General features: G+C 67.9%; 8 protein-coding genes and 2 CRISPR repeat arrays. All 8 genes read right to left on the reverse strand.

Annotated elements, in window-relative coordinates:
- The first annotated feature begins 72 nt into the window (after nucleotides 1-72).
- Nucleotides 73-569: a CRISPR direct-repeat array (repeat unit 30 nt; unit sequence GTTGAGACCCCCGGTGGGGGCGATGAGGAC).
- A gap of 110 nt (nucleotides 570-679) precedes the next feature.
- The 8 genes from cas2 to DEH69_RS22890 all read right to left on the reverse strand — a co-directional run bounded on the left by cas2 (nucleotide 680) and on the right by DEH69_RS22890 (nucleotide 8,817).
- On the reverse strand, nucleotides 680-943 hold the full coding sequence (cas2, locus tag DEH69_RS22855) for a CRISPR-associated endonuclease Cas2 (protein WP_113688888.1): 264 nt from the start codon (nucleotides 941-943) through the stop codon (nucleotides 680-682).
- A gap of 6 nt (nucleotides 944-949) precedes the next feature.
- On the reverse strand, nucleotides 950-1,930 hold the full coding sequence (gene cas1b / locus DEH69_RS22860; RefSeq protein ID WP_113688889.1) for a type I-B CRISPR-associated endonuclease Cas1b: 981 nt from the start codon (nucleotides 1,928-1,930) through the stop codon (nucleotides 950-952).
- A 1-nt stretch (nucleotide 1,931) separates the two neighbouring features.
- Nucleotides 1,932-2,429 carry a CRISPR-associated protein Cas4 gene (locus tag DEH69_RS22865; protein ID WP_220131329.1) on the reverse strand — a complete coding sequence of 166 codons (498 nt, stop codon included), beginning with the start codon at nucleotides 2,427-2,429 and terminating at the stop codon, nucleotides 1,932-1,934.
- The gene (cas3, locus tag DEH69_RS22870; protein WP_181727562.1) at nucleotides 2,426-4,843 is read right to left on the reverse strand and encodes a CRISPR-associated helicase Cas3'; all 2,418 of its coding nucleotides are present in this window, start codon (nucleotides 4,841-4,843) and stop codon (nucleotides 2,426-2,428) included. Before cas3 ends, DEH69_RS22865 begins: the two co-directional genes overlap by 4 nt.
- 13 nt (nucleotides 4,844-4,856) lie before the next feature.
- Nucleotides 4,857-5,510 carry a CRISPR-associated protein Cas5 gene (cas5, locus tag DEH69_RS22875; protein ID WP_113688891.1) on the reverse strand — a complete coding sequence of 218 codons (654 nt, stop codon included), beginning with the start codon at nucleotides 5,508-5,510 and terminating at the stop codon, nucleotides 4,857-4,859.
- Between the two features lie 81 nt (nucleotides 5,511-5,591).
- The gene (gene cas7i / locus DEH69_RS22880) at nucleotides 5,592-6,665 is read right to left on the reverse strand and encodes a type I-B CRISPR-associated protein Cas7/Cst2/DevR (RefSeq protein ID WP_113688892.1); all 1,074 of its coding nucleotides are present in this window, start codon (nucleotides 6,663-6,665) and stop codon (nucleotides 5,592-5,594) included.
- Nucleotides 6,665-8,074 carry a hypothetical protein gene (locus DEH69_RS22885; RefSeq protein ID WP_113688893.1) on the reverse strand — a complete coding sequence of 470 codons (1,410 nt, stop codon included), beginning with the start codon at nucleotides 8,072-8,074 and terminating at the stop codon, nucleotides 6,665-6,667. Before DEH69_RS22885 ends, cas7i begins: the two co-directional genes overlap by 1 nt.
- Nucleotides 8,071-8,817 (reverse strand): CRISPR-associated endoribonuclease Cas6, encoded by a 747-nt coding sequence (locus DEH69_RS22890; RefSeq protein ID WP_113688894.1) that lies wholly within the window; start codon nucleotides 8,815-8,817, stop codon nucleotides 8,071-8,073. Before DEH69_RS22890 ends, DEH69_RS22885 begins: the two co-directional genes overlap by 4 nt.
- Nucleotides 8,818-9,277: 460 nt before the next feature.
- Nucleotides 9,278-10,237: a CRISPR direct-repeat array (repeat unit 30 nt; unit sequence GTCCTCATCGTCCCCACCGGGGTTCGCAAC).
- The last annotated feature ends 126 nt before the right edge of the window (nucleotides 10,238-10,363 follow it).

Genomic DNA, 10,363 nt, shown 5'->3' on the forward strand with positions numbered 1-10,363 from the left:
CCAGTGGGGCCACTTCACGTTGCCACGGTGGAGCCCACAGAAGTGCTTACAGACAGTCGTCCCGGGTGGTGAGTTGAGACCCCCCGGTGGGGGCGATGAGGACTCTCTCCCAGGTAGGCGGTGGTGCCGCCCTGACTGGGTTGAGACCCCCGGTGGGGGCGATGAGGACGCACGGTGGATGAGTGGGCCCCCACATGGCCCTACGGGTTGAGACCCCCGGTGGGGGCGATGAGGACGCCGGAGACGATCGCCTGGCCGATCGACCTGAACCAGTTGAGACCCCCGGTGGGGGCGATGAGGACGGGAGCCCGAAGCGCTGCGCGACGCGGCGGGGCGCAAGTTGAGACCCCCGGTGGGGGCGATGAGGACTTTCGGCACGATGCCCCTTTCGGAACGGATCGAAGAGTGTTGAGACCCCCGGTGGGGGCGATGAGGACAAGGTCAAGGAACCGACCCACTCCTACAGCTCCAGGTTGAGACCCCCGGTGGGGGCGATGAGGACAGCACGACGAGGGTGAGGACCGCGACCCCGCCACCGGGTTGAGACCCCCGGTGGGGGCGATGAGGACCCCAGTGTGAAGATGCACGTCGTGCGATGCCTCGGCGGGGTGGGTGGGCGTGGTTTTTCAGTGGACCTGCGGTTGTGTTGGTGAGGTCGGTGTGGCGCTGAAATGCGGGGTCACAGGACGTCGGTGGGGGGCGGCTCGGTGGCTCCCCATTCGAGGCGCTGGGGCTTTGTGCCGGGCGGGAACGTGTAGACGAGGACATTGTCGTAGGTGAGGTCGAGGACGTTCTCGACCATCGCTTGAAGGCGGCGGAGTTGGGCTTCGGTGAGTTGACCTTCGAAGACGCTGCGTTGGACGCGGTGGAGGTACTTGCGGCAGGTGCGGAGGATTTTGGCGTTGCGTTGGGTGGCGGTGTCGTAGACGACGATGACGTGCACGTGCTGTCACCACCAGATGCGGAACGGCTTGTAGGGGGTCCCTTCGAGGCAGTGGCGGGTCAGGGCCAGTGCGTCGAGGTAGATGAGTTCCTCGTATGCGACGGGTCGGCCGAGGGCACGGTGGGCGATGGTGGTGCCGAGTTCGTTGCGGACGGTTTCGACGACGAGTTTGCGGCCCGCTTCGCTGAGCATCGCCTGGTGGGTGTCCTGGTCGAAGTGGTGTTCCTTGAGCTGTTTACGGGCCGCCATGCGCAGGAGAAGGCGTTCGGAGAAGAGGGGTTTGAACATCTCGGCGAGGTCGAGCGCGAGGGAGTGGCGCTGGCGTTCCATGCTGCTGTGCAGGAACGCGATGCCGGTGTGGAGTGGGGTGAGGCGGATGGCGGACAGGACGCGGGAGTAGACGATGCCGTTGACGTAGCTGATGAAGGCGTTGCCCGCGTTCTTGGGGGGTCGGCGGCTGCGTCCGTTGAGCTGGAGCCAGTCGGGGAGTTTGGTGTCGATGACGTCCCAGGCGCTGCGGCGGAAGGTGCCCTCGACGCCCATGAGGTGGGCTGGTGACTCGGCGTCGTGGAGGGCGTTCTGGAGCGCGGTGTAGGGCCGTTTGAGGAGGGTGCGGTCGGTGACGCGGCGGACATTGAAGGCGCAGGCGTCGACGATGCGGCGGGCGATGTCGGTGGCCTTGGCGGTGTCTTGGGCGATGCGGGCCTGGGCGAGGACGGTCTGGCCCGAGGTGCTGGTGTCGGAGGTGAGGAGGGATCCGGCGTAGTCGCCGTAGTGGCTGAGGAGGTGGACGTTGATGCGGTGGCGGTTGAGGAGGGCGACGACGGAGGTGTTGATGTCGGTTTCGGCGCAGGCCACGATGTCGCGGACATCGGTGATGGGGATGTGGACGTGGGAGGCGTCGGCGCGTTCGATGAGCAGGGAGTCGTCCTTGCGGCGAATGCGGGTGGGCGTGGTGAGCCAGTAGGTCCTGGTGGCGGTGGGCATCTCATTCGGTCCAGCAGTAGTCGGTGAAGGAGCATCCGCGGCAGCGGCTTCGGGCTAGCCGGTCGGGGGATGCGGGTGTCGCGGCGATGTCCAGGACAGCGGTGATGTCGGCCTCGGCCTGGGCGGCGGCCTCGGGGGTGTAGGGGTGGCGGTGGGTTCGCCGGGTGGCCGGGTAGTGCAGGACGGCGCCTTGGACGTCAATGCCGAGGACGTGGAGGCGGTGGCAGTAGTGGCGTCCTTGTGCCTCGTCGGCGAGGGTGGGACGGGTGGACGACTTGACTTCGTGGACCCACTGCTGGCCGTCGATGAAGTCGAGCTTGGCGGCGCCGAGGTCGATGGGGGTGGTGCGGGTGTAGCTGGTGTCGTGGACCGCTTCGCCGAGCCGGACGGATGCGCTGAGGTGTTCGGGCCGGATGCCGCGGAGGTAGAGCCACAGTTGGCGTGGGCAGTGGTAGAGATACTTGATGTGGACGCCGCCGACGTCCTCCCGGCTAATCACACCAGCTCCCCCAGCCGGTAGGCGCTGGAATGGTCGCGGCGTACGGAGATGAGGCCGTGGGCGGGGTGGTACTCGCCGTCGACGACGCGGACGCGCAGTCTCTTGTCCCAGCGGGGGAGCTTGGTGCCCCAGTAGGGCATGGGAATGAGGTAGTCGCTGGCCAGCAGGCGGCCGGGGGCGCCGTCGGCGAGGGCGAGGGCGTCCGCGTAGTCGTCGCGGTCGGTTTCCAGGATGGCCTCGACGCCTTCGAACTGCGCGTCGAATGATTCGGTCAGCTGGGAGCGGTCGTCGAAGGGGTAGCGGAACGTCAGAAAGTGCTGGGTGAAGTGGTTCAGGTGGTGTTCGACGTCGCTTCGCCAGGTGTCGCCCCACCGGCTGCGGTAGACGGTGTCGAGCCATTGCGTGATGGCGCGTTCGTCGATGGCGTCGCCTTCGTGGCCGGTGAGGAGAGACCAGGCCAGTTGGGTGGGTTCGGCGGCGTAGACGCCGTCGGCCCAGACGGTGTCGCCGCTGCCCGGGCGGGTGGCGTAGTCGGGGTGGTGGAAGATCACCGGGGCTGGCTGGCGGTGGCCGAGTCGGTTGACGCGGCCGATGCGCTGGAGGAGGGCTTCGAGGTCTGCGGCCGAGGTGTGGCACAGGTCCATGTCGAGGTCAAGGGAGACTTCGAGGGCTTGGGTGCCCACGAGGAGACCAGCGCGGCGGAGTTTGCCGGTGCCGAAGCGATCATGGATGGCCTTCTCGATTCCGTTCCGGTGGCTGCGACGGAAGCGTGAGTGCAGCAGGAACGCTGAGTGCTTGCCGTGCAGGCTTTCGCATATCGGCGCCAGGGCTTCGTAGAGGGCGATGGCGTGGCGCACGTTGTTGGCTACGACCAGTACCGAGCGGCCCTCGGTGAGGCGTTCGGCAATCTCCTCGACAGAGGCGGGGTCGGTGAGGTGGCGCTGGCGGGTGTGCAGGATATGGCGACGGGGCGCGTGCGCCGTCGGGGGAGGCTCGACGAGGGTGACGTTGTTCCTGCCGAGGACGTCGTAGACGAATTCCTGGAGAGCTGTAGGCAGGGTCGCGGACATGACCGCGATGCGTCCGCCGAGTTCGGACCAGAAGCGCATCATCGCGAGGATCATGCCGAGGCGCCTTGCGTCGTAGGCGTGCAACTCGTCGAGGATGAAGACCGAGTTGGCACTGTCGGTGAGAATGCCGGAGTGAGTCGCACCGGCGAGGGCGCCGCGCAGCAGCTGGTAGGGGGTGCCGACGCGGAACAGCTCGCGGAAGTCTTTGGTGGCTAGGGCACGGGCATGGGCCTTGGTCGCCGCGTCGACCCGTTCCTCGTCGTCCGCGCCCTCATGGCTGGCGCACTCGTCGGCGAGGGCGTGTGCCAGGTGGTAGGAGGCGGCCTTGGAGTGGAGAACTCCGATGCCCTCCTCGGTGCCGAACTCCTCGGTCAGCCGGTCCGCGGTGGCGTTGATGCTGGTGAGGTACGGCAGTAGGTAGAAGACACGAGGTGTGCCGCCGCTGGCCGCTGCGAGGTCGGTCATCTGGGCGACCGACCACAGCAGGGCGGCCTCGGTCTTGCCGCTGCCGGTCCAGGAGCGCAGCAGCAGGTGCCCACGCGCCTCGGCCGCATACCGCTGCTGTGGGCGCAATTCCGCGCCCTCGGTGGCGAGTCGACGCTCCAGCTGAGCCGGATAACCCGGGGTGAGGGGATGCTGGATGTCCAGGGAGCGGTGGCCGGAGGAGAGGTGGTCGGCCATGGTCAGGGCGCCGAGCAGCAGAACGGCCGTGCGCCCCTCCGCCGCCCCGGAGGCATCCAGGCTCCACCGGTCGTGGAGTCGTTCGAACAGTTGGTACGCGGACCTGGTCAGCGTCTCGATATCCGGCCGGGGGGCGCTGGGCTCGGTCGGCAGGTCGTAGCGGCGGCTGGTGGTGTGCAGCCACTCCATCAGTTCGGTGAGGCGGTCTTGGTCGGCGGGGGCGAACTTGGCGAGGAAGTCGGCGGGTCCGTCACCCTCGTACAGGTGGAACAGCGGTGCTTTCCGCGCGCCGCTTGTGCCGGTGAAGGGGCGGTGGTGAGCGGCGACCAGCGCGGCGACCCACATCACGTCATCGGCCGGAAGGTGGTCGAGCAGCAGGTCGACAAAACCGAGGGAGAGGGTCTCGTGTCGTTCCCCCCAAGGGGTGGCGTTTTCGTCGGTGTTGTTGATCATGCGCTGGAATCCGGTGGAGAGCTTGCCGGTGTCGTGGAGCAGGGCTGCAAGCTCCACCCAGGTCCAGAAGGCCGGTGGGGTGTTCGGGACGCGTCCGATGCGGCGCCGGATGGCGCTCGCGGCCAGCAAGGTGTTCTCCAAATGGTCAGTCAGCGGCTCTCCGCAGGGCTCGCCCTTCTGGCGGCTCTTGGCGCGCAGCACTTTCACCACAGTACGAATCCCTTCAGGCGGCGGTGGCGAGCTGCTTGGGGTGCACGGGCGGCAGCAGAAGGACCGCCTGCCCCGACTCGGTAGCCAGGCAGGAGGCGATGTGGGCTCGCGCGCCGCCGCTTGAGTAGCGGTACGCGTCCTGCCGAAAGCGGTCACGGCCGGTGGAGATGGCGGTCGTCAGCAGCAGTTGGGTGCCCAACACACCCTCGGTCTCGGCGAGGACGATGGCGTGCCCCTGTCGGCCGCCTCCGCTGGCCAGCTCAACGCGGTTTGTCCGGACGGTGACGAGGTCCTGGCTGCGTCCCAGCCGCAGAGGCCAGACAGGTCGGCGCAGCGCGTTCTCCCAGAGGTCCAGGTCTGCGGTCAGCCACAGGGTCAGCGTCGTGTGGGCGAGGAATTCCCGGTCCTTGATGGTGATGTTGGTCGGCGTGCCCGGCGCACCCTCGGGGTGGTAGGTCTCCAGGTCGACGCCCGCACCGTCGGCCATGAAGGTCATGGCGAAGCGCGTCTGGTCCGGGACCTGGTCCCAGCCTCCGACCGACGCGGCCAGCATGCCACCGACGGTGGACGGCGGTGGGCATGGTAGGTGGACCTGCATCCCGGCGTAGAGCGGGTTGCGGAAGCTGACGATCGGCGCGGTGATGCTCACTTCCAGGGCTTCCGGCATGGGGCGCTCCCTCGCGATGGTTTGGAGTCGGGTGGTGAGTGCTTCCCCTGCGGAGGGGCGATGACGTCGTTGTCGCGACGGTCAGGGGGAGCTCCTCCGGGTCGTCTGGTCGTCGAACCAGTCGTCGTGATCGCCGTCCTCGAACTCGTCGGCGAGCGTGGTGAGGATGGTGCGGGGGTGCCCCAGGACCACCTTTCCCTCCTGGATCAGGTCCGCCAGGTCGGACTGGGCGCGTTCGCGCTGGCCGCCGAGGAATCCCGGGGCCCAGCCGATGCGCACCGTCCCCTCCAACTCGTCCGCCCACGCCTCGATCTCCTGGCGCAGTACGTCGACATCGAAGAACGTCGCACGCTCCCGATTCCGGACCACGCGGGTGAACGGATTGGTGCCGCCCTTGATGGGTGCGAGGATCAGCAGTCCCGGGGTGCGGTCGCCGTAGTGGGCCGACCACTTCGCGCCGCCCTTGACCGCGGCCATCGTCCGGAGCAGCACGGCGACCCGCCGCCGCCGCTCCGCCAGGGGAAGGCGCACACACTCAAGGCCCCGCAGCGAGACCTTCTCCCCGTTCTTCTCCAGTACGCCCTGCGCGACCTCGCCCGGAAGAGCGGGCTTGACGGACCTCCCGCCGACCTCGAACGTGCCCACCCGCGGCAGGTCCAACAGCAGGTCACCCGCAAGGTTCGCGGTGTACATCTCGTGCTCGTGGATCACCGGGTGCTCGTCAGGACCGAAGCCGCGGCTCATCGTCCCGAAGTCCATCTGCGGTCGATTGGGTACCACCGCGACCAGCGTGCCCGTCGCCAGCACGGTGTCCCGCATGAACGTCTTGGATTCGCCCTTCTTGGCCCCCGGGGCGTCGGACTTGACCGCGATCATGTAGCCGAAGAGATCGTCGTCCAGGAACTGGTCCGGGCGGCCGTTCGTGTACGCCTGCTGCTTCTTGCCCTCCCCGCTCCTGATCACCGGCGAGGTCGGCTCATCGGCCGGAAGGCTGTCGCGGAGCCAGCGCCGGGACGCCTGCGCCGACACATAGGGGTAGACATCGCCGCTGCTGACCTGGAACTGCTTCACCACGCCCCGGTTGTCCACCCCCCTCCCGTTGTTCGGTGCCCCGGCCTTGATCTCCAGCACGCTCTGTCCCACCAGGAATGTCATCAGTCCGTCCCGTCCGTGTTGTCGGCCGCCTCGACCGTGTCCTTCATCTCGTCCATCTCTTCCTGGCTCCCTCGAGGCCGCCACTCCCGCCGGATCAGCTCCTCGATCACGGCGAAGACCAGCAGCCGCCGCCACCGCCACGTGCGTTCGTCCTCGAACAACAGCCGGTACTCGTAGACCGGCAACAGGGGCGGATCCTCCTTCTTGCGCTCGCGCAGCAGCCAGTCCACCGACTTCGAACGGAACCAGCCGTGCAGGTCACCGCCCTTGTTGTTCGCACGGATGAACTCGTTGAACGGGCCGGGCCTGTCGTCCCGCCCCACGAGGTCGGCGACCCGCCCCGCCAGCTTCTTGACGCGCTCGACGTCCTTGTCCTCCATGAACAGCACCTCTTGGCAGTAGGAATACAGAACCGTGCCGAGCGCGGGGTCGACAGGAGGAAGCAGCCGCTGCGGCGACATCCGCCCCAGCAGGTGCCCGACGGCGAAGTCGACGACCGCGCCCGGATCGCTGAAGGCCCGTTTCGCGAGGAATGCCTCACCTGGCACCTGCGGCGTCCCCTGCGTCTCCACCAGCGCCCGATATCCAGCGTCAAGCGCCGTGTTCCTCGTGGACCGCAGCCACTCTGCGACCGGCTGCTCCATCTCCTGAACGATCAGCACCTGCTCCTTGTTGGAGTTGGACAGTGCCATCAACTCCACCGGCGCCCGCACGCGATGCTCGTAGGCGCGGACCGCCTTGAGTACGGCGTGCTCCCGCTGATAAGGGCTCGGCTTGACCCCCTTGGGCATGGCGGCCTTGGCCGCCCGCTGCGTCCTGTCGACGGCCCGGAAGGTCACCGCCTTCAGGAACCGGTCGTCCCAGGAATGCACCACGGTCGCACGTCCGCCGGAAAGAACAGCTCCATAGGGGAACGCCCACAGACTCGCCAGGCACGGATAGCACAAGGGGGTGCCCTCATGCCCGGGGGCGGTCGTGTTCCGGTGGGCCACGCTCGCACCGAGGGGGATGTCCACCTTGCCGAACCAGCCGCAGGCCGCCCGGCCGCAGTACGTGCACGGTGCGTCCAGCAACTCCTCCGGCTCGGGCGCCGCACGCCAGGCCCGAATCGCCAGCATGCGCTCCTCCTCCGACTGCTTGCGGCGATTGGTCGGGTTCAAGGACGAGTTGGGCCACAGCATGTAACTCGCGCTCAGCCAGAACCCACCCGGATCCCCGGCGTTCGCCACGACCCGGGTGGCGACCAAGTCCTGCGTCATGGACTCGACCGCCCCGAGAAACATCCTGGACGTGAGTTCCTCCGGATGATCCGCACCCCCCATGCACGCCAAGGCGAAGGCCCCCACCCGCTGCAGCGGACTCGCGGTCAGCCGCACGGACCACTCGGCGAGGGTGCTCTCCGCGGTCACAGCGCGATCCACCCCATCCCGGCGGAGTTGGCCTGACCGAGCCCCCAGCAGTGCAACGCCGACAACGTCTCCGGCGTCCCGGACACCACCACCTCGACGCACGCTCCGGGCTTCTTCCCCCCACCGCCGCCGCTCGCTGCCACGGCGAAAGACCGCTTCGGCCCGACCCAGGTGACGGCCTCCAGCGTGAGGCCCGGATCCAGGCCGAGCGTCTCGGCCTTGCGCCGCAGGTTCCCCTGCATGAAGACGTCCCACTCCGGCTCACCTGGCAGACGCCACGCCTGACTCCTACTCCGCGCGCCCGTCTCGTCCCGTGCCGACGCCTTCATCACGACCGGCGTCGAGGTACGGAACACCGCCCGACCCGACGCGAACGACGGAGGCGCCACCGCCTCGACCCGGTCCACGATGAACGCGGTCGCCCCCCAGGCGATCACCGGCGTCGAGGCCAGGGTGGCGGCCCAACCCTCCACCACCGCCTGCAATGGACTCCCCAACTCGACGATGCCGGGACCCCCCGCCGCATACACCCCCCGCCGACGCCGCGCCGCGGGGAAGACCGGAGCGCCGTAGCCGAACGGCACCATCCCGTATGGCTTCCACCCCCTCTCGTGCAGTTGCGCCCCCAGCTCCGGCGCCCCGCGCTTCAACAGGTCGTAGCAGAAGGCCCGTCCGGGCCCCTGCACGTCCTCCCACGGCAATTCCGGCGCACTCGTATGGACGTGAACCCTCAACCGATGCATCGCACCTCCCCATTACCTCTCCAAACGACCGAAACATGCAGGTCAGGAGCCGTTGTCAGTGCCCCGTGTCAGATTGACGAAGCGAGCTACCGACCACTGACGGCTTTCTGCTGGAGACAGAAAGTACACACCTGAAGGCGGCGGAGCAAATCAAGTAGACTCCGACCAACAGCGGTTCAGGGCTGCCCCCACTATGCTCAGCGAACGTCATAGCCCCTCAGCGGGGACGCGTCTCGCGGCAGCCGCAAGGGGTCGCAACGAGTCGACTTGCTGCCGAGGTTCCACCACGGCACGACCTCATCGCCCCTACGAGGGGCCCTGACCATCCACGATATCGAAGGGCTGAACGGCACGCGATTTCAGCGACTCACCGCACCCACGAACACAACCGCCGACCCGCTGCAATCCCCAGACCTCCCACCCCGCCCAGACCTCAGTCGACCTGCATCTTCACAATGGGGTCCTCATCGTCCCCACCGGGGTTCGCAACAGCCTGGCGCCGCCGGCATCGACGTTCCCGACGAGATGTCCTCATCGTCCCCACCGGGGTTCGCAACGAGAAGCTGCTGGCCGGGTGGCGGGCGAGGGCGATCAGTCCTCATCGTCCCCACCGGGGTTCGCAACTTGAGGTCCCGCCAGGGGGTGTCCAGCGCGGCCGGGTGTCCTCATCGTCCCCACCGGGGTTCGCAACATAGTGAAGATGAGCCCTCAGCAGCGCCTGGCAGCCGTCCTCATCGTCCCCACCGGGGTTCGCAACACCAACGGCGCGGCCGCCAACTTCGCCCGGGGGTCGAGTCCTCATCGTCCCCACCGGGGTTCGCAACTCGGGGATGCCAAGGGCCTCAGCCTCGTCTGGAGTGTCCTCATCGTCCCCACCGGGGTTCGCAACCCGATTCGCTTCGGCTACTCGCTCGCGGTCATCGGGTCCTCATCGTCCCCACCGGGGTTCGCAACATGGCGCCGGCAACAACCACGACACCGAGACCTACTAGTCCTCATCGTCCCCACCGGGGTTCGCAACTCGATCTCCTCCATGACGCGGCCGACCTTCCGGCCGGAGTCCTCATCGTCCCCACCGGGGTTCGCAACCAGCATGCGGGCCAGTTCGTCGTCCATGTCGACCCGGCGTCCTCATCGTCCCCACCGGGGTTCGCAACAGGATGGCCACCACGTGGTCGACGGCGTCCTTGCCCGTCCTCATCGTCCCCACCGGGGTTCGCAACACGGCGCCCCGCGTCTGACCAGGCCCAGCGGCGGGTCCTCATCGTCCCCACCGGGGTTCGCAACGTGAGTGGGCCGTGCTCGGCTCCGGAGGCGCCAGCTCGTCCTCATCGTCCCCACCGGGGTTCGCAACGCGTCGCGGCGAGGGTGATGATCCCCGACGTGCCGTGTCCCCATCGTCCCCACCGGGGTTCGCAACGCACCACGGGCGCAGGCAAGTCGAGGGCGGTCCAGTCTGTCGGCGACGTGTGAATCGTGACCCACTTCCGACGGGTGAAAGGTGACCCCGCTGCGTTAGTTGATGTTGGTCATTCCCCGGTGTTGG

It is taken from the genome of Streptomyces sp. PT12, assembly GCF_003311645.1.
Taxonomy (GTDB): Bacteria; Actinomycetota; Actinomycetes; order Streptomycetales; family Streptomycetaceae; genus Streptomyces.

Bases quoted from the DNA above. Each gene is read 5' to 3' on its own strand.
- cas1b (WP_113688889.1), bottom strand. From the start codon at position 1,930: ATGCCCACCGCCACCAGGACCTACTGGCTCACCACGCCCACCCGCATT.
- cas5 (WP_113688891.1), bottom strand. From the start codon at position 5,510: ATGCCGGAAGCCCTGGAAGTGAGCATCACCGCGCCGATCGTCAGCTTC.
- cas7i (WP_113688892.1), bottom strand. From the start codon at position 6,665: ATGACATTCCTGGTGGGACAGAGCGTGCTGGAGATCAAGGCCGGGGCA.
- DEH69_RS22890 (WP_113688894.1), bottom strand. From the start codon at position 8,817: ATGCATCGGTTGAGGGTTCACGTCCATACGAGTGCGCCGGAATTGCCG.